The organism is Corynebacterium alimapuense, from assembly GCF_003716585.1.
In the GTDB taxonomy this organism is placed as follows: Bacteria; Actinomycetota; Actinomycetes; order Mycobacteriales; family Mycobacteriaceae; genus Corynebacterium; species Corynebacterium alimapuense.
Window position 1 is genome coordinate 291,128 of the sequence record NZ_PTJO01000001.1, and the last position, 17,488, is coordinate 308,615.

Annotated in this window: 18 protein-coding genes and 1 rRNA gene; 8 read left to right on the top strand and 11 right to left on the bottom strand. The window is 56.5% G+C overall.

The window, feature by feature from the left end; all coding sequences use genetic code 11:
- Positions 1-59 precede the first annotated feature (59 nt).
- Positions 60-1,631 carry a long-chain-fatty-acid--CoA ligase gene (locus C5L39_RS01290; RefSeq protein WP_123047076.1) on the top strand — a complete coding sequence of 524 codons (1,572 nt, stop codon included), beginning with the start codon at positions 60-62 and terminating at the stop codon, positions 1,629-1,631.
- A complete protein-coding gene (locus tag C5L39_RS01295; protein WP_123047077.1) occupies positions 1,631-2,596 on the top strand; it encodes a COG1361 family protein in 966 nt (321 codons plus the stop codon). Before C5L39_RS01290 ends, C5L39_RS01295 begins: the two co-directional genes overlap by 1 nt.
- Here C5L39_RS01295 and C5L39_RS01300 read toward each other — a convergent pair.
- Entirely contained in the window at positions 2,560-5,019 is a 2,460-nt protein-coding gene (locus tag C5L39_RS01300; RefSeq protein ID WP_123047078.1) for a hypothetical protein, read from the bottom strand. The two genes, C5L39_RS01295 and C5L39_RS01300, sit on opposite strands and share 37 nt — an antisense overlap.
- A 208-nt stretch (positions 5,020-5,227) precedes the next feature.
- Between C5L39_RS01300 and C5L39_RS01305 the strand changes: the two genes are divergently transcribed.
- Positions 5,228-5,962, top strand: a complete 735-nt coding sequence (locus C5L39_RS01305) for a PEP-CTERM sorting domain-containing protein (protein WP_126268716.1) — start codon at positions 5,228-5,230, stop codon at positions 5,960-5,962.
- Here C5L39_RS01305 and C5L39_RS01310 read toward each other — a convergent pair.
- Positions 5,959-7,521, bottom strand: a complete 1,563-nt coding sequence (locus tag C5L39_RS01310) for a TM0106 family RecB-like putative nuclease (protein ID WP_123047080.1) — start codon at positions 7,519-7,521, stop codon at positions 5,959-5,961. The genes C5L39_RS01305 and C5L39_RS01310 overlap by 4 nt on opposite strands.
- Positions 7,522-7,584: 63 nt before the next feature.
- On the opposite strand from C5L39_RS01310, the gene C5L39_RS01315 reads away from it, so the two are divergent.
- Both C5L39_RS01315 and C5L39_RS01320 read left to right on the top strand, forming a co-directional pair.
- The gene (locus tag C5L39_RS01315) at positions 7,585-8,220 is read left to right on the top strand and encodes a DUF6474 family protein (protein WP_123047081.1); all 636 of its coding nucleotides are present in this window, start codon (positions 7,585-7,587) and stop codon (positions 8,218-8,220) included.
- 209 nt (positions 8,221-8,429) lie between these two features.
- Positions 8,430-8,774, top strand: a complete 345-nt coding sequence (locus C5L39_RS01320) for a histone-like nucleoid-structuring protein Lsr2 (protein ID WP_123047082.1) — start codon at positions 8,430-8,432, stop codon at positions 8,772-8,774.
- Here C5L39_RS01320 and C5L39_RS01325 read toward each other — a convergent pair.
- Positions 8,771-9,409: a response regulator gene (locus C5L39_RS01325; RefSeq protein WP_123047083.1), complete on the bottom strand. Its 639-nt coding sequence runs from the start codon at positions 9,407-9,409 to the stop codon at positions 8,771-8,773. The two genes, C5L39_RS01320 and C5L39_RS01325, sit on opposite strands and share 4 nt — an antisense overlap.
- Positions 9,410-9,418: 9 nt before the next feature.
- Entirely contained in the window at positions 9,419-10,723 is a 1,305-nt protein-coding gene (locus C5L39_RS01330; protein ID WP_123047084.1) for a sensor histidine kinase, read from the bottom strand.
- Between C5L39_RS01330 and C5L39_RS01335 the strand changes: the two genes are divergently transcribed.
- Positions 10,722-11,354: a DUF2020 domain-containing protein gene (locus C5L39_RS01335; protein WP_123047085.1), complete on the top strand. Its 633-nt coding sequence runs from the start codon at positions 10,722-10,724 to the stop codon at positions 11,352-11,354. The genes C5L39_RS01330 and C5L39_RS01335 overlap by 2 nt on opposite strands.
- Positions 11,355-11,378: 24 nt before the next feature.
- On the opposite strand, the gene C5L39_RS10675 is transcribed toward C5L39_RS01335, so the two are convergent.
- Both C5L39_RS10675 and C5L39_RS01340 read right to left on the bottom strand, forming a co-directional pair.
- Positions 11,379-11,531, bottom strand: a complete 153-nt coding sequence (locus C5L39_RS10675) for a hypothetical protein (protein WP_165857945.1) — start codon at positions 11,529-11,531, stop codon at positions 11,379-11,381.
- Positions 11,532-12,341: a class E sortase gene (locus C5L39_RS01340; protein WP_123047086.1), complete on the bottom strand. Its 810-nt coding sequence runs from the start codon at positions 12,339-12,341 to the stop codon at positions 11,532-11,534. It abuts the gene before it with no gap.
- A gap of 119 nt (positions 12,342-12,460) precedes the next feature.
- Between C5L39_RS01340 and yidC the strand changes: the two genes are divergently transcribed.
- Positions 12,461-13,705, top strand: a complete 1,245-nt coding sequence (yidC, locus tag C5L39_RS01345) for a membrane protein insertase YidC (protein ID WP_165857946.1) — start codon at positions 12,461-12,463, stop codon at positions 13,703-13,705.
- Here the strand turns inward: yidC and C5L39_RS01350 are convergent.
- From C5L39_RS01350 to C5L39_RS10680, 4 genes are all read right to left on the bottom strand, one after another.
- Complete coding sequence (locus C5L39_RS01350) at positions 13,632-14,264, bottom strand: TetR/AcrR family transcriptional regulator (RefSeq protein ID WP_123047088.1); 633 nt, start codon at positions 14,262-14,264, stop codon at positions 13,632-13,634. The two genes, yidC and C5L39_RS01350, sit on opposite strands and share 74 nt — an antisense overlap.
- A 177-nt stretch (positions 14,265-14,441) precedes the next feature.
- Complete coding sequence (locus C5L39_RS01355) at positions 14,442-14,696, bottom strand: GlsB/YeaQ/YmgE family stress response membrane protein (RefSeq protein ID WP_123047089.1); 255 nt, start codon at positions 14,694-14,696, stop codon at positions 14,442-14,444.
- A gap of 258 nt (positions 14,697-14,954) precedes the next feature.
- Entirely contained in the window at positions 14,955-15,851 is an 897-nt protein-coding gene (locus C5L39_RS01360) for a universal stress protein (RefSeq protein ID WP_123047090.1), read from the bottom strand.
- A 124-nt stretch (positions 15,852-15,975) separates the two neighbouring features.
- Entirely contained in the window at positions 15,976-16,122 is a 147-nt protein-coding gene (locus C5L39_RS10680) for a hypothetical protein (protein WP_165857947.1), read from the bottom strand.
- Here C5L39_RS10680 and C5L39_RS01365 point away from each other — a divergent pair.
- Positions 16,121-17,125, top strand: coding sequence for a pseudouridine synthase (locus C5L39_RS01365; protein WP_123047091.1), 1,005 nt, complete (start codon positions 16,121-16,123; stop codon positions 17,123-17,125). The two genes, C5L39_RS10680 and C5L39_RS01365, sit on opposite strands and share 2 nt — an antisense overlap.
- Before the next feature lie 182 nt (positions 17,126-17,307).
- Here the strand turns inward: C5L39_RS01365 and rrf are convergent.
- Positions 17,308-17,425, bottom strand: a 5S ribosomal RNA gene (gene rrf, locus C5L39_RS01370).
- Positions 17,426-17,488 lie beyond the last annotated feature (63 nt).

Consider the following 17,488-nt stretch of genomic DNA (forward strand, 5'->3'; position numbering starts at 1 on the left):
CAGTCTTTCGCTGCCGACCACCCCGGCGCGCGGAACCGACGCTTGAGAGAAGATCCGTCTTGGTACACCTGGCTGATATCCACACCCTCCGCGATTCGCTGCGCCACCATAGCGCTACTCGCCCCCAGCACATCGCAGTGATGACCCCTGCAGGACCAGCGCTGACCTATCAGCAGTTGGATGAGAACTCTTCACTCGTTGCCGGAAAACTCGCTGGCGCCGGGGTGGGAGAAGGCGACCGGATCGCCTATATCGGCAAGGAACTTCCTTCCTATTGGGAGAGCCTTTTTGCATGCGTAAAACTTGGCGCGGTGCTGGTTCCCGTGGACTGGCGGCTCACGCCACCAGAGGTTGAACACATCCTCGACGATTCCACCGCTGGCACCGTCATCATTGACCCCGATCACCTGATGGCTGGCAAAACCGGCCTCCAGGAGATCAGCTCTGAGCCCCAGCAGTGGGCGCAGTGGCGAGATGCTACATCGGCCGAACTTACTGAAGCTGCCAGAGCAGCTGCTTTTGAACTGGACTTTATCCCAGGGCCAGACACCGCAATGGCTCAGCTTTATACTTCCGGAACCACTGGCCTGCCCAAGGGGGTTATTTTGGCCCACCGCAGCTGGTTTGCGGTCCGCGATGCGCTCTATGCCGCCCACCAAGACTGGATCACCATCGAAGAGGGTGATATTTGCTACGTCGGCATTGCCGGTTTCCACATCGGCGGGCTCTGGTATGCCACCCAGGTGTTCAACGCTGGTCAGACGGTATTTAGCGCACCTGAGTTTCGTCCTGATTTGGCTCGTGAGCACTTCCGCGTTTTTGGAATTACCAACGCCATTTTGGTTCCGGCGATGATGGCTTCAATCGCTCAAATCACTCCCGCGGACCCAGCGGCGTTCACCAAACTACGCCAGGTGGTCTACGGCGGCGCCCCCATCAGCGATGCCGTTTTGGAGGAGTGCATCCGGGTATTCGATGCCCGTTTCGCCCAGATCTACGGACTTACTGAGACGGGCAATACCGCTTGTTGCCTGCCCCCCGACCAGCACTACCCGGGTTCTCCACGGCTTAAGGCCGCAGGTCACCCCTATCCTTCGTTCGAGGCCCGAGTGGTTGATCGCGAGGGCCGAATCCTCCCTGCTCACGGCATCGGGGAGGTCCAGTTGAAGACCCCGGCTCGGATGCTGGGGTATTGGAATCGCCCGGAAGCCACCGCCGAAACGCTCGTTGATGGCTGGATCCACACTGGTGATGCCGGATATATCGACGATGAGGGCTATGTGTTCATCCAAGACCGTTTCAAAGACATGATTCTGGTCGGTGGGGAAAACGTCTTCCCCGCCGAAATCGAAAGAGCCATTATCCGGCACCCTGGGGTCCACGATGCGGCAGTCATTGGTGTGCCAGACGAACGCTCCGGCGAGGCCGTCCGCGCCTTTGTGCTCGCAGCGCCCGGCAAACAGCCGACGACTCGTGAGTTAATGATGTTTCTCAAAGACCATCTTGCCCCCTTCAAACGGCCCACCCAGTGGGAGTTTTCTACGGAAATCCCGCGCAATCCTTCCGGAAAGATACTGCGCCGGAAGCTACGCGAGTCCCATTGGTCCGGGCGCGAACGGCAGGTCAACTGATGCCGCATAGCCAGGTCGGACGCTTCCGTCCTCGGGCGATGGGCATCATGCTGGCTTTGTCCGTCGCAACAACCACGGTGTTGTGTGGCACCCCAACAGTGCACGCTGCCGAGTCCTTTCAGGTGCTGATGCCTTCCGAGGCGCAAACCACCGCTGGGGTGCTCTCGGCCCGAGTGCTGCCTGGTGGAGACAACCGACTGAACTTCCTGGTTCGAGGAAGTGGCGAATCAACTCCGCTGACGGCTCGGCTCACTGAGGTCACCAGCGAGGGAGGCGCTATCGCCGAGGACGATACCCCGGTCGCGGAAGACGACATCCCCGTTACCGACTGGGTGAGTTTGTCTGGGCCAGAGAATCTGGTGGTCGATGTAGATAACAGCATCGTGCTTAATCTCGACATCCAAGTACCGGAGGAGGCTGCACCCGGCGATTTCGCCGGCGGTGTGGTGATTTCTTCCGGCCAAGACTCCGAACTATTCCCTTTTTTGATTCGGGTCCCTGGCCCTCGTGATGCGCAGCTCAGTGTTGAGCAATCGGATCTCACAATCAGTGGTGTCAGTACGTGGCCCTTTAGCCGCGGGCGGGGAGAATTAGCTATGACGGTGCGCAACACCGGTTCCCTAGCTCTTTATGATTCTGCCCATCTCCACGGCAGCGGGGTTTTCGGCACGACGTCGCTATCCACGGAGCTCGAGGATGCCATTCTGCTTCCTGGCGATACGATGTCGTTGTCCACGGCAGGAGCTGTCTCGCCGGGTTTGGATCTCACCCCGGTCTTTGACTTCGAGGTCCCCTTTACCGATGATGCGGGACAGGAGAATACCTATTTCGTCTCCGCTGAGGGGCAGGCTGAATCCACCTTCTCGTGGGCGCTGTTGGCCACCGCCACGAGCACACTATTAATACTATTGGCGGGTTGGTTTTTGGCTCAACAGCGTGCCGTGCGCAAAAACACTTCTGAGTGAGCCACTACGAAGAACCATCCGTCTTGAGTAGTCATCCCTGCGCTAAAACGCCGCGGAAGGGGCTCGCTGCCCAGTGGGTCGGGAACGCTGCCGTGCTCCAGCGATTGCACCAGTCCATCGATTCTGGCGAGAACTGAGCTCTCCTCCGGGGTCAACCACAAAGGCTGCTCTAGTGGCAGTTCTAGGGCGCCTCCACCATTGTTCGGGGAAGGGGCATAGACGTGGATATCGGAAAGCTGCACCCCGCACCGGTGTGCTGCGGTATCCGAGTCTGGCCCGCCGGCGACTACCGCTTGGACTGGCCAGCCTCGAGCTTGTGCGGTCTCGCCCCTGGCTAATAGCAACTGATTGCCATGTTCGCTGACCCAAAGGGCTTTTGCGTCTCCCCAGCTCAATCTCCCCAAAGCTGCTTCCAGGCTGGAGACCTCGCCAACATTCTCCTGAGAGAGATCAGTACCCAACTGCCCCTGAGCAGCGTCGATGAGCACGATAGCTGAGCTTGGATCCGCGAGCAGCGGGCGTTCCCCGATAGTTTCCGGCATCTTATCTACAGCCACAGCAGGCGGACGCGAGAGCTCTCCCGGTATTCTCTCCCAGACCACATCCCAGGGCCAGCGCCCACGAATCAGCCGGTGACCAAGCGTGATCTCCGGACTATATGACTCCTCCGGTGCCAACCTAACTCGCAACCGTTGCTGCCGCGAAGGCAATAATTGCTCAATGAGCCGTTCTGTCCCGGTCACTGCCGCTCGGGGACGCTGCTTATCGACGCCCGCGAACACCACCAGCTCTGCTGGGTTCAACGGCCGAAGAAACTGAGCCAAGGCGTCGATATCGCGCAAGGATTCTTCGTTGATGCCTGCCAACCAAAGTCGTGCCCCGTCGCAGGCATAGGCGCGCCATAGCTGTGCTGCTGCAGCTAGCGTTGCAGGTGGCAGCTGCTTGTGAGCGGAATCCACCGTCGCCACCACATCCACTCCTTGGGAAAGGTAGTGGCAGAGGAGGTTTTTAGACAGGGAAGTGCTTAAGGCGCCAATAACAAGCACTACTCGACGCTCCCGCGAGCACGCCGCTGGAAGATGCACGTGCCGAGCAGAGAGCTGTTCTAATTTGAGCACCTTCTCCGCGTTAAACACTGGAACCAATCGACGAGCCCAGTCGGTGCCAAATTCCTGATGAAGAATTCGCGCCGGTCCAGCCGGTGTTTCTGCTGGCAAACCAGGCCGTTCCAACTGACGCAGCCTGCTAAGAACACCACGTGCGACGACCTTGAGAACACCTCCATCTCCTAAAACTACTTCTCGAAGCTGATCGAGATCATTGAGTTCATTTTCCTCAGTCGCTTCCGTTAGCTGCGCATCGGAGGCCTGATCAGGGCTCCTGGCTCCCTGAACTGGTGAAGGAGGTGCGGGTTGGACCACGGGGGCGTCGAGAAGCTCTTTCCTTCCTCGCTCGGTAGCTACGCTGATTATTGTGATTCCACTGCCGGCCAGGTTTTTAGCGGTGGCAGCAGCCATCCCAGGTCCTGGACCCAATTCGAGTACATAAGCGGCTGAAGAATGGGCAATCTTTGAGGTCTCTTCCACCCAGTTGACCTGCCGTACGAGGACATAATGGGATAGCTCTCGCGCCATTTTTGGGCAGATATCGCAGTGCTGCGCCCACGCCACGACCTGTTCGACGGCCATTATTAGTGCTGGATGATGCGCCGCCATCGGCATCGGCAGTGCGCTGATCTTCGCCTCCGGACAGGATGCCTCGACTCGATTCAGATCCTCGGGGCGACCAACCCCGACTACCGCCTTCGGGGCATTGATCAGCCCGACCACTGCCTCGGGAGCGACCTGGGTCATGACCGCTTCGACTTCTGTGGCACTAACTCCTGAAAAGACGCGCATGGGCATCCCGGCAGCACAAGCGAGCAGACCGTGTTGGCGCGCTGCACGGGCAATGGCCGCGCCGATAAGCTCCGCGATCGCCAGGATTTCGGCAGGAGTAGAGCATTGCTCGAGCATCCGCACCGCGAAAATCCCTTGCGAATGACCGGTAATCGAGCACGCCTTCGAGGTATTTAGGCCCCAATGGTGCAGTTGCCACAGCTGAGCGACCTGAGCCAGGAAGATCCCGGGCACGCTCACCGAGGATGCTGCCAAATCGAAAGCCGGCGGCGTAGCTCGATCTGCCCATTCCAGCGGGTCGAAACCCCAGAGCCGGTGGATGCTGAGCTCATCCATCACGGGATGTAGCAGTACTTGGGCGCTGGCCAGCAATTGCTCAAGATCTGAACGGATCGCCCCACCCGTTGGAGCTGCCTGGCGGAGAGTCCCTAACCATTCAAAGCCCTGGCCGGAGAAATTCAGCGCAAAAGGCTCTTCCTCCAAGCGCTCAATCAACGAAGCGCGACGCCTCGCCTTGTTGCTCATCACAGCCCCGCATTCCTCCTTAAACTCTTTAGTCGGTTCTTTACTTAAACAACTAAAGACCTGTCGGAATGCCACCCCAAATAGTTCCCAGCCAGGGACAATCTCATAGGTGGCAGCTATTGGGAACTCTCTCGGTGGAAGCGCCGACTACTCAACGCAGAGAGGCGCCCACACCGGAAGGCGCCTCCCGATTTGAACGAGGTTTCACGTGAAACATTCCCTGAGGGTTCTCAGTGCGGCAGCCGCAGGTTGTGCCGCCATCGGCATAAGCATCGCCCCGGCCATGGCGGCCACCACCATGACCTATGACATCACTACGGTGTGGACCGAACCTGATACCGCCCCTCGAGACTCAATTTTTGTGGGCAGCTTCGATTACGACCCCGACACTCGCACGGTCAGCAATCTCCAGGGCAAGCTGAGCGAATCCATGACCGGCGAGGCAGACGCCTATCCAGATGATTCGATGGTGTGGCTAGATCTCGATCACCAGCTCGAGACCTGGTACGACACTGAACTCGGAGGCACCTTCGCTGCCACGTTCCTCAATGACACCGTAGATACCTTCGATAGCACTGGCGAAGACACGTGGTCCCCGCAAGCGGGCGTGACGGCCCAGGGCATTCACTATGGCCACTCCACTGGGACTGAAAACCCCGGAAACGCCTACGCACTGATATTTATCCCCGAAGATCCGACCGCCGCGCTCACCCAGGATCAAATAGACACGCTCGCTTATGCTGACTGTGTACCCACCCATGAAGATGGCATGTCCGCTGGCGGCGGAATGATGGGCAAGTATTGCATGACCGGCACCAGCGCAGCAGCCCACGGGACAGTGGGAACGATGCATGGCTACCCCACATCCCAGCAGATCACGGCCGCCGACAGCAACGATCCCGAAACCCCGGCTGCTAGCGGATCTTCCCTGTCTTCGAGCTAGAGCCGCGGAGTGCCCGGCGCGCCGTGGCGCAACCAATCTCGCACCGCCGCGGTGGCCCGGCAATCATCCTCGTTATAGCGCAGCAATAAGGCTCGCATTTCCATAGCCTGCTTATCGACGCCCCGCGCCAACCGCCGAGCATTGACAGACGCCTCACCATCAAAATCCCCGTCGGCCCAGGTATAGCCAGCAACCGGGGCAACGATTTTCAAGCCTAGGCCAGCAGGACCAGCGAACTGAGTACGCACTAGCCGGAAGAGATCGATCCATTCCGAGGAAGAAATGAACTCGGAGATCTCTTCTTGGCGAGGAACCTGAAGATCGCCAAAGCGCTGTCCGCCAAAACGCCGAGCGCTCATTTTCATCCAATGATTTTCACCATTGGCTGACCAGCAATAGACCGCAAAGCTCTTGCCTTCGGCATGCGCTTGCTCACGACGTTCCATTAGCCAAGCCCAAAAGCTGGCGAAGTTCTCCGCCTCAGCGTCACTATCCATCGACTCCCAGGTGACGAATGGCCGGTATCGTTCACCGTCATAGGCGCCCCATAGGTAAGCCCCTTGATCGAGGTAGGCTTCCATATCAATGTCGATCTCAACTTCAGCAGCGGGAACCTCGATCTGATCAACTCGACGCAACAGCGGCACTCCGTCTCGCCATGCGCGAGCCAAGGCACTGAGCTCTCCCCGATTGCCTTCAACCAGCTCAGAGACCGTTTCAATCCCAGCTTCCCGCAAGCTGCGTGCCCGATCGCCAGGCAAAAATAGGCTGATCTCGTCGAGGGCCTTTAACTCCGATTCACATTCCGGCCAGAATCGACAGGATGCGCATCCTTTTACCCGGCGTGGGCCGGCTGGCAGCGCTGAGGTCAGCGCTACCGTCAACGGCTCCTGAAAATGATCGGTGTCTACGATGAACGCTCGGCTGCGATCTTGGCCGATGAGACCTCCCCGCCCGGAATCAAGGTCAAGATCTTGCAATGCACGAGCGGCAAATGCCAAGCGATGTCCGTCTCCGGCATGATGGCGTAACCGAAAAGCACCATTGACAATCTTCCCCAACCCCAGTCGCCCGGTCGCCAATACCGGCGTCGATTGACCCGGCGCAGCACGAGCCACGCGGTGATTGCTGATTATTACCGGCAGGTAGGTCCCTTCTGGCTGACGGACAAGGATATCAACATCAATACGCCAGGGGGTATTTTCGGACTCGCCAGTAAACACTGCCCCCGTAATCAAGGTGGCCTCCGCAGCCAATGCCTCGAGAGTGGCCAGTTCAGCGGCAAAGGAGTCTTCCTCGAGCGAGACCCGAGCTATGTCAATCCGAATAAAACGTTGGGATCGCCCATCCCCCAATGCAGGCCGCTGTGGCAGACAATCGAGTACAACTTCACGAGCGAGCTTGATCCGCTCAAGCCGCATAAGAGAAGAATCTGAACGCGGTGCGCTGGGATAACGGCGACGCTGAACCAGCCGATACCGGCAGCCAACGAGATCGGCGGGCCCAATAACGCGCAGATAGTCAGAGGCACTCACAATGGCGTGAGCATAGCCCACCATCCCAGGTAGTGTTGAATGCGCACATCGCTACCGTCACACTCCCGGGAAGTTAGGTCCGAACACATGGGCATCCTTGAAACGATCCGCAAGAGTCGCGCCAAGACTAAAGCAGAGGTCCAGGCTGCGAAAGTCCGAGCACGCCAAGAGACCAAAGAGGCGGCCAAATTGGAGTATAAACGCGAGAAACTACTGGCGGGAGCAGAGAAAGACCTCCTTAAAGCGGAAAAGAAGGGCCTTAAAGCCAAGCGCAAGCATGAGCAGAAGCTGGCAGAGAACGCTCTCGAGCAATTGCGCAAAGGGCGAGTTAACGTCAGCTCAGTCAGTCGCGGGTTCGGTGTTGTACGCCTAAGCCTTCCGTTACTACTTCCACTGGGATATCGCGCTATTACTATGGGACGCGAACAGCTCATCGAAGTCCGCGCTCGGCGCCTTGGAGTCAGTGCGGATCAACTTGCTAGATTCTCGGGTCACGGAGCGGGTCTCAAAGCCCGCATTGAAGGCATTCGCCATACTCTTGGCGAGAATCATCAGCCTTCTGGCTTCATTCTTGATGCCAAAAACCGGCTGGATCAATTAGATATCGCAGTAGACAATGCTGAGTTCATGACTCCGGAACAGCGCAAGCGTGCGCATAGCACCATCTCTGAGGATATCGATCGAGTAGCTCAAGAGATTCAGGATCATCTGCGTCGCCCCTAATAGGCACTACTGCTAAAACAAAAGGAACTCCTAATCTGTAGGAGTTCCTTTTGTAGTTATTGACACTTCTGTCACTTAACTTCTCCCATTAAGGGATTTCACAGGTCAACATTATGTTCGTTAGCTAAGCTTGAAAACGAAATAGAGAAATTGGCTCGCATTACCCTTAACGCCAATAGCTTAAAAACCCCTATACAAAGGAGAAACACGTGGCTCGCCGCGAAATCACTCAGTACTTTGATGACTTGGATAACTCCCCGCTCACTAACGAGCAAGTGAACACGATTCGCTTCAGCGTCGATGGCTCTCATTACATTATTGATCTTTCCGAGGAAAACGCCGCTCGTTTTCGCGAGATCTTAACCCCCTATGTCGAGAATGCTTCCGCACTCCCGGCCCCCCGCAAAACCACTAGCCGTGGAGCATCAAAGGCAAAGAGCTCTAACTCGCGCAAGATCCGCGAATGGGCTCAGGAAAACAACCTCAAGGTCGCTGAGCGAGGCACCATTCCCAGCCACATCGTTGAGGCTTATAACCAAGCAGTTTCGGCCTAAAGCATGCCCTGTTCGCGGGCGGCAGCTACTGCTGAAGTCCGCGAACGTACTCCTAGTTTGTCGTAGATATGCACCAGATGTGACTTCACAGTTGCTTCTGAGAGCATAAGTGCGTGGCCGATCCCGCGGTTGGATGAACCTTCCGCAACCAACTTGAGCACTTCAAGTTCCCTTGGGGTCAAAGATGTTCGCGGAGCTCGATCCCTGGAGGAAAGGCGATCGGCCACCACCGGCGACAGCGCTGAGTCCCCCTCGGCAGCTGAATGAACCGCAGCCAGTAGTTCAACTGGCGGTGCATCTTTCAACATATAACCAACAGCGCCTGCTTCGATCGCGCCGAGAATATCAGCATCCGTGTCGTAATTAGTCACCATGAGGACCTTTGGCGGATGTGCCATCGCCCTTCTGATTTCCGCGGTGGCCTCGGCGCCATTCATCACCCGAGTGCCTTCAACACCAGCGCCAAAGCGCAGATCCATCAGCAAAACATCAATTCCGCCAGCCTGTGCTGCGGCGACTGCTGCTTCTGCGGTGGCGACTTCTCCCACCACCTCGATATCCTCGGATGCTTCCAGCACCGCGCGTAAGCCTAAACGGACGATCTCATGATCATCGGCCAACAACACTCGGATCATGACGGCTACCTAATCTCTTCCAGTGATTGTGTGGTCTTTCAGTGTAGTGGCCGCCGCTGTCTGCTCAGACAGCGCATCAGGCTGCACAGTGGCAATCGGTATCGCCACCGATACTGCGGTCCCAGCGCCCGGTGTCGATTCGACTTCTAATACTCCGCCTTGTTCTGCGCACCTTTGACGCATCGCATCAAGTCCGATGTGACCAAGGCTAGTGGGACGAGTACTCAATTCTGCCGGGTCGAACCCCCGACCGTCATCGACGACGTCTAGGCGCACCTCCTCCGGCTCATACGTCACAGTGACGCGACAACGGGTAGCACCGGCATGTTTGGCCACATTGCCGACGGCCCCCTGGGAGATCCTCAAAAGTGCAGCCTCAGTGCGCATGGGAAGCTGACGAACCTCTCCTTCAACATCCACCGTGATTTCCATACCTCCAGCAGCAGCAAAACCAGTAGCCATCCGTTCAAGAGCCGAATTCAATGAGGACTCCGAGAGTGACGATGGCTGCAGCGTGGCGATCATGGCTCTGGTCTCACTCAAGTTATCGGCGGCCGTAGTCCGCGCAAGATAGAGAAGCCTATGGGGGTTGGCTAACTTCTCATCTGACACCCCGAGTCCACTCAAGTCTCGTTCCACTGAATGCAGAAGCATTTGAATGCTCGATAACCCCTGAGCAACCGTGTCATGAATCTCATGGGCAAGCCGCTGGCGTTCATGCGCAACACCGGCGGCGTGTTCAGTTTCTGCAAGTTGAGTGCGAGTAGCAAGCAACTGTTCAATGAGTAGTTCACGCTCTTGATTGATTCGAGAAAGCGTCTGGAATGCATAGTGAATGGCTAGAACCACAGCAGCCGAAACCGCTGGACCCATCACCCCGCCTACTGTCAGCCCAGTGGGGATCTGGGTCACTACCGCTACCGCGGTGGCAAATACGACGGAAACGATACCGCTGATACCGTCCATCACTCGCAGGTAGAGAAAGAACAGCGAAAATACTAAATAAATGCCAACCGGCGCGACCAGCATTGCCAGGATCCAAATGACGGTTAAGCCGATCAACCATAAGAGACGAATGCTCTCCCGCCATTGCGATAGCTGTGCCGAACCGAAAAAATAGAGCACGGCAAACCCAGAACACAAAAGCAGATTCAATGCCGCGGGCCCAAAAGGAAGCCGGACCGAGGATAATAATGCTGTTACCAGCAATACCGCGGTGAGAATGTGAACGCCGTCAGTAAGTACGTCGTCATTGGCGGTGGATGCGCGCGCCAGCTTTTTATCGCCCGCGCGGGGATCTAGGCTGGTCTCCATGCGTTCGAGCCTACCTAGCGCCATAGCTGCGCCTGTGATCGGCGCGGTGCTGCTTCTGACTGGTTGCAGCACCGCGATGGAAGATGGCATCAGTGCCACGGAGGAGATTTCCGCGGAAGCGGCATCTGATCCGCTCGCCGATCCGGCCACTGAGCCAGTCGCTGATTCAGGGTTGCCCGTAAACGCTCTCCCGGAAATTCCTGGTGGCCGATCTTCCACGGATCAGTGCCCCTACCTCGATAACACGTGGGTGGCAGAAACCAACGGCCAGATCACCACTGGTACTGGAATTGATCTGCGCTTCGACACTCCTGCATGCGTGTTTTGGTCCTATCCGGAAGACCCTCAGTTGACTGTCATCATCCGCGAGATGCCCGATAGGCAGTCAGCCATCGAGGTGGTCGACTGGGCCGCCCCCATCGACTACACCGAGCCGGCAGAGGAGATCGAAGGCTGGTCCGGCGGTCGAGCTGGCGCAGGTATGGTGCCAGAGGGTCTACCCACCGGCCAGGATGGTGCGCTCTATGCGGTCCAAAAGGACAATCGAGCGGTGGTGGTCTTTAGTAACCAAGATCAATCGCTTAAAGCCGAGCTAGTAGCCAGAGAAGTGATTAACAACCTCGGCTGGTAATTCTCGCCAGGCTCAAGCGACTGGCTACACCGAGACGTCGTTATAAGGCATAAGGGTGGCAACCCAGGGGAAGACAACCTCCATCAACAATAAAAACACTGCCACTAGTAACGCGATGAGCAGAATCAATTTCACGGGCACCGGTCCGGGTAGCGCTTGCCACAATGCTTGATACATCTAGTTCTCCTCTAGGACGGCTGGGCGCTGCCCATCAGTCTTCGGGGTCGATTCGACCTCCATGGCATGGATAATCATCCGTTGAGCATTCGAGAATCGAGGATGACAGGTAGTGAGAGTAATCAAACCTTCCAGCCCCTCAGTAGAATTCACTTCAGTGGAACCTGGTATCGGATTAATCACTTCGATTGCTCCAGGCAGGGTGATATGACGACCATTGACCGCCGAATAGTCCCCAGTGGATACACGCTCCACTTGCTCCGGGGACAAACACTCGGAAGCCTCCGCACGACGAACGTCACCGGTGGCGTCGATAGGCAGGATTCGGTAGGTAACCCAATCGGTTTGTGTCTCAATAACCACGGCATCACAGACTTCGAGGTTGTCTAGATCATTGAATGGCGCTCCTTTGCCCACTCGGTGTCCGGCTACCGCAAAGTTTCCAGGTTCACCAGGCATCTGGGAATCAACGTAGCGGCCAGGCCCAGCTAGCAGATCAGCATCCTCGGTCCCCTCAACAATGGCGAATTGGAAATCTGATCCGAAGGAGGGGATATAAATTCGGGCAAAAGCCTCACCAAGTTCAGGCGTGATTTGCTGTCGGGGATTGACCCATTGGTCTTCATCAACGCCCCAATCTTCATCCAGCTGATCTTGAGCTGCATCTTGCAGACGCCCAGAGCTGAGATTGGTCCAATATGCCTCGTAGAAAGTGAACAATAAGATGATCACCCCAAAGGTCAAGAGGAGCTCACCGAAAATCTGTGACTTACCAGGGCCCTGACGGGTGGGAGCTGCGTGCTGACTCATGCGGGACATCCTCGGTCGCGGATATATGATCGACAACACTGGATCATCGCCCACAATCCCAAGGTTGTCCAGTCTCCACCCCCTCCCCCGCGCCTTGTGTAAGGATGGTTGACCCCGCTGTGCTGGATCCGTTCATCTATTTTGTCTCGGGTGTACTTAAACTGTGGCATCTGCTCCTCCAAGATGTCTTAGGTGCGGACTATTCCCTCACCTGGGCACTCTCACTATTTGGGCTCGTTGTCACAGTCCGTATCCTCATTGCCCCCTTTACTTGGATCCAGCTGCGGTCTAGCCGTACAACAGTGCGGATGAGGCCAGAGCTCACGGCCCTCAACGAAGAGTTCCAACACCGCACTGATAAAGAATCGGTGGCGCAACACCAACAACGCCGTAAGGAACTACAAAAGCGCTATAACTACCGGCCGGCCGCGGGATGTCTGCCAATGCTCATCCAGATCCCAGTGTTCCTCGGGCTCTACCGAGTGGTTCTGTCAATGTCGCGCCCAACAGAGTCCCTCCAGGTGGCAGCAGACTTCCGAGTGGGCTTTCTTACCGCTCCGGAAATCAATTCCTTCCTCAACGCTGAGTTCAATGGTGTTCCGCTACCTGCCTACGTGGCTATGTCTACCGATCAGCTCTCTTCCCTTGGAACTACCGCCGAAGAAGTCCTCGGCTTAGTACTCCCGACGTTGTTGCTGGCAGTAGCCTTTACCGTGCTTAACCTGAGCATGTCGCTCTATTTCAGCAGTAAAACGCTCGATTGGGGTTCGCCTGCAGTCCAAGCCATCCGACGATTCCAAATCGGGCTGACCATATTCGTACCGGTCATTTTGCTGAGTTTGGGTCTGCTATCCCCCCTGCCAGTAGCAATCATCCTTTATTGGTTCGCCAACAACCTCTGGACATTGGCGCAGTCTTTGACCTTCCAATTGATGCTCAACCATCGGATGCCCTTGGACGAGGCCTACCAGGCGCATCATAAGAAGCAACGAGATACCGCGCGTGAAACCAACAAAGAAAAGCGCACTTATCGCGCCAGTGTTCGCCGCAGGAAGGCTCTCGGAGTGATTAAGCCTTGGCGCATTCCGGAGATCCGCCGAGAACTCATCGCAGAAAAAACCGAAAAACAGGTTCTCAGCGCTGCAGAGAAGGCAAAGAAAAAGGAGCTCTTCAAGGCTAAGCAAGCTTCAAGAAGAGCACTAAATCAGGAGAAGATAGCACGCCGTCGAGCCGAACGAGAAGCCAAGAAAGCTGGCGATTCCACTCCTGCCGACGCTGATACCGAAGAGACTAGATTGAGTAATCCGCCGGAGGAGCAAGCAACATCTGACGAGCCAGATCCCGGGCAGTCTCCAAAGGACTAACGCTACGGACAAAGCGTGCCCCAGCTAATCCGCCATCAAGGAAGATCAAGAGCTGGTTTGCTTGAGTGGCCGAGGGATATCCGTTTTTCTTGGTCAGCAACTCTGTCATTGTCCGGTGTATCCACTGTCGATGCGCCATACAAGCGGCTGCAATCCCAAACTCCGACTCAGTCTCCGGTTTCGGATACTCATTGGCGGCGTTTTGAAAATAGGAACCTCGGAAGTCCTTGCCAGGTTCTTCCGCTATCGCGATATCGAAAAAAGCCAAGATCTTATCTTCCACATCAGGAAGGTCCTGGGTTCTGTCAATCCAAGTCTGGCGGTAACGCTCATCTAGGCTCTCCAAGTAGGCGATGACTAGAGCATCCTTAGACCCAAACAGGGAGTAGAGCGAAGCTTTAGCCACATCCGCTTCTCTCAGGATCCGGTCAATACCGATCACCCGGATGCCTTCCGTGGTGAATAGATTGGTAGCCGAATCCAGCAGCCGCTGGCGTGGGCTAGGCCGGTTTCTGCGGCGGGTGCCGGTAGTTTTCTTCTTGGCGCTGCCTGCGGCCACGGAGAACCCATCCTTTCTCAGGAGCCAGGGGAGGGGGCTGACTATTTCCTTCCACCCAATATAGACAAACCGGTACGTATAGCAAGTAGCCGGGGTACCAGACCGGCACACAATGACTGATGCCCGCAGCCCTCTCACTTAGCAGGACTGCGGGCATCACCCAGATAGTTGTTTACCTTAGCGACGGACCGCCTTGACGATACTCAGCAGAATGACTGCACCGAAAAGGCAGGTCAAGAAGCTAAAGATTAGTCCGCCGCCGGCTACATCGACGAAGAAGCTCAACACAAAACCACCGATTAGGCCACCGACAATGCCGACGACAACATTGAGAACAATGCCCTGTTGAGCATCAGTTCCCTTTATCTTCGAGGCGATCCAACCGGCCAGACCACCGATAATAATCCATCCAAGAAAACCCATTCCTAGCATGCCACTTCTCCTTATCCATCAGATATCTTCAGTCATGTTTGCTAAAGCCTGTCGCCTTGAGGCAACCCAGCAAAGGTTACATGCACCTATTCTAATGAATACTGCTGGCCTTGCCATCTTGAAAGGCCTGAGACCACAATTGCCACTTTTGATTAGTCGCCTTCACAGCTGTCCGCACAGCAGGAATCACAAAGATCGACCCAGCCCCAGCCAGTGAGCTAGGGAGAGCCGATCCTTGGGGAGATTACCGCAAAGCTATTACACAGTCTCTGGACGGACAACCATCATTGGGCAGGGCGCGGACTGCAGCAGTGCGCGAGAGGTAGAACCAAGCAGCATGCCCTTAAATCCGCCTCGACCGTGGGAACCAACGATCAGAAGCTGAGCACCTTCGGAGTTCTCCACCAAGGCGCGGACCGGACGATCGCGAGCGATGACCTTACGAACCTCCACATCGGGGAACTTCTCCACCATGGGAGCCAAGCGTTCGGTGAGCATAGCCACCTGTTCACGCTCGACCTCCTCCCACTGCCGCTGAGCAGCAGACAGGCCAGCCAGGGAAGCTTGGACCTGCATGTCCATCCAGGTGTGAACGGTAACCAGCTCAGCCCCACGAGCATGAGCCTCAGCGAAAGCAACTTCGGTTGCCTTCGCGGAAATATCCGAGCCGTCCACGCCGACTACGACAGGACCATACTTGGTCGTTTCATCGACAACGTTGTCTTCTCGCACGACAACAACCGCACAGGTGGCATGGGAAACAACGGCAGCGGAGACCGAACCCATGACCATTCCGGAAAGACCGCCCAGGCCACGCGATCCCATGACAATCATGGTGGAATCGGTCGCCATGTCTAGGAGCATGTCGATGGGGGAGCCCTCGGCGATGGTGTGCCCGATCTTGATATCGGGGGCGACCTCATGTGCGACCGCGCGAGCCCCGTTGATCTTCTCCATGGTCTCGGACTGAAGATCATCGAAGAGTTCCTGCGGAGGAACCATGCCTTCGGCGTAAAGGAACTGAGGCATGGTGTACGAGGCTGCCAAGCGCAGCGGGACACCACGCTTGTTGGCAGTGTTGGCCGCCCAGCGGACTGCGTTGAGGGAGGCAGGGGAACCGTCGACGGCAACGACGACGATGTCTTGATGGGTCATGCTGATCGCCCTTCCAATTTAAGGATCGATTGTGCTGTCACCTTCAATTGTAGACCTATATAACAGGAGGGGTGGCTTGTTACAACCAGTTCAGAATTTCCGCTGCCTGATTATCACAATGACATCAGAATGGGACATCTACTGGTGTCGCCGGGTCCGCGTTAGACGGATAGAGGAGGGTATAGATGACCTGAACGACTTGGAGCAGCACCTGCCCGATACCGTCAGAGGAAAAGTCCATCATAGAAGCGAAAATGGTGTCAAGGTTCATGTCTGACAGATTAGTACATCCACGGGGCCCGCACGTCCCGCTTCCGGTTCGAAACGGACTTACGGCTACCCGCGCGCGCCTACCGGATAATTCGGATCCGATTTCAGCTGCGAATTTTCTCAATGAACTGATCTCCAGCCAACGTCACCGGCATCCCGATGACAACGAATCCGCCCTTCTAGAGCGCTTTCAGGCTGGACAAGTACGCCTGCGCAACGGCACTATTCTAGCCCCAGAATCTTTGGTCTCTGCTGGCCAGGATGTCTTCTTCTATCGCACTCCGGCGCCAGAGACTCCAGTGCCCTATGACATCGAGATTCTCCATCGCGACAACGATCTACTCGTAGTGGACAAGCCTCCTTACCTGGCAACCATGCCGAGGGGGCGGCACATTACTGAAACTGTGACAGTCCGGCTGCGTCGAGATCTCGACCTGCCCGATCTGGTGCCCGCCCACCGCTTAGATCGGCTAACTTCAGGCGTTCTCATGTTTACCCTCCGGAAAGAGGTTCGCGGGGCGTATCAGAGCCTATTTGCCCAACGAAAGGTCGCTAAGGCCTATGAGGCGATAGCAACTCTAGATCCCGACTTGGCTAGCTCCACACCGGTGGACTGGGCCTCCCAGATGACCAAACAGCCCGGTGACATTCAGGGCCATATTGTCGAAGGAGAGCCGAATGCTTTTACTCAGCTTGTCGACGTCGCCCCGCTCAGCCAAGCTGAGCAGCTAGCGCTGGAGCAGCTGCACGGTCCACTACCCCCACAGGCTCGCTATTTACTTCATCCAGAAACCGGACGAACCCACCAACTGCGTTTGCATATGTGGGCTGCGGGAGTACCGATCCTAGGGGATCCGGTTTATCCACGTATCTATTCCGTAGAAGAGGAGGATATGAGTGTTCCGATGCACCTTCGAGCTCGGAGTCTTTCCTTCATCGATCCTTTGAGCGGCTTGTTGCGGGAGTTTTGGGCTCCTCGGCAGGGACACCTCTCAAGCAACTAGCCCGTGCCGGCAGCTGGCCCTATCAACAAGGGCCAGCCCGCCCCGGCAGGAATGCCAGTCCGTGATCTGATCTACTCTGAACATGCGTGTAGGCCCCCTAGTGTGTGGGTTCCTACCAACACAGTGGTGGGAAACCTAGCAACACTAGGGGGCCTGACAGCAATATTTATTTTTAAGTTTTAGGTCGGCGGCAACTTACTCTCCCACACCCTCCCGGGTGCAGTACCATCAGCGCGGGCAGGCTTAGCTTCCGGGTTCGGAACGGGACCGGGCGTTTCCCTGCCGCTATCAACCACCGACACACTCACCGGGACAACAACCACACAAAAAGTGGGTGCCATAAAGGTGGGTGTGCTGTGTCAG

Bases quoted from the DNA above. Each gene is read 5' to 3' on its own strand.
- C5L39_RS01340 (WP_123047086.1), bottom strand. From the start codon at position 12,341: ATGAGTCAGCACGCAGCTCCCACCCGTCAGGGCCCTGGTAAGTCACAG.
- C5L39_RS01315 (WP_123047081.1), top strand. From the start codon at position 7,585: ATGGGCATCCTTGAAACGATCCGCAAGAGTCGCGCCAAGACTAAAGCA.
- C5L39_RS01310 (WP_123047080.1), bottom strand. From the start codon at position 7,521: ATGGTGGGCTATGCTCACGCCATTGTGAGTGCCTCTGACTATCTGCGC.
- C5L39_RS01355 (WP_123047089.1), bottom strand. From the start codon at position 14,696: ATGCTAGGAATGGGTTTTCTTGGATGGATTATTATCGGTGGTCTGGCC.
- C5L39_RS01300 (WP_123047078.1), bottom strand. From the start codon at position 5,019: ATGAGCAACAAGGCGAGGCGTCGCGCTTCGTTGATTGAGCGCTTGGAG.
- C5L39_RS01330 (WP_123047084.1), bottom strand. From the start codon at position 10,723: ATGGAGACCAGCCTAGATCCCCGCGCGGGCGATAAAAAGCTGGCGCGC.
- C5L39_RS01295 (WP_123047077.1), top strand. From the start codon at position 1,631: ATGCCGCATAGCCAGGTCGGACGCTTCCGTCCTCGGGCGATGGGCATC.
- C5L39_RS10680 (WP_165857947.1), bottom strand. From the start codon at position 16,122: ATGAACCTTGACACCATTTTCGCTTCTATGATGGACTTTTCCTCTGAC.
- C5L39_RS01335 (WP_123047085.1), top strand. From the start codon at position 10,722: ATGCGTTCGAGCCTACCTAGCGCCATAGCTGCGCCTGTGATCGGCGCG.
- C5L39_RS01360 (WP_123047090.1), bottom strand. From the start codon at position 15,851: ATGACCCATCAAGACATCGTCGTCGTTGCCGTCGACGGTTCCCCTGCC.
- C5L39_RS10675 (WP_165857945.1), bottom strand. From the start codon at position 11,531: ATGTATCAAGCATTGTGGCAAGCGCTACCCGGACCGGTGCCCGTGAAA.
- C5L39_RS01325 (WP_123047083.1), bottom strand. From the start codon at position 9,409: ATGATCCGAGTGTTGTTGGCCGATGATCATGAGATCGTCCGTTTAGGC.
- C5L39_RS01365 (WP_123047091.1), top strand. From the start codon at position 16,121: ATGTCTGACAGATTAGTACATCCACGGGGCCCGCACGTCCCGCTTCCG.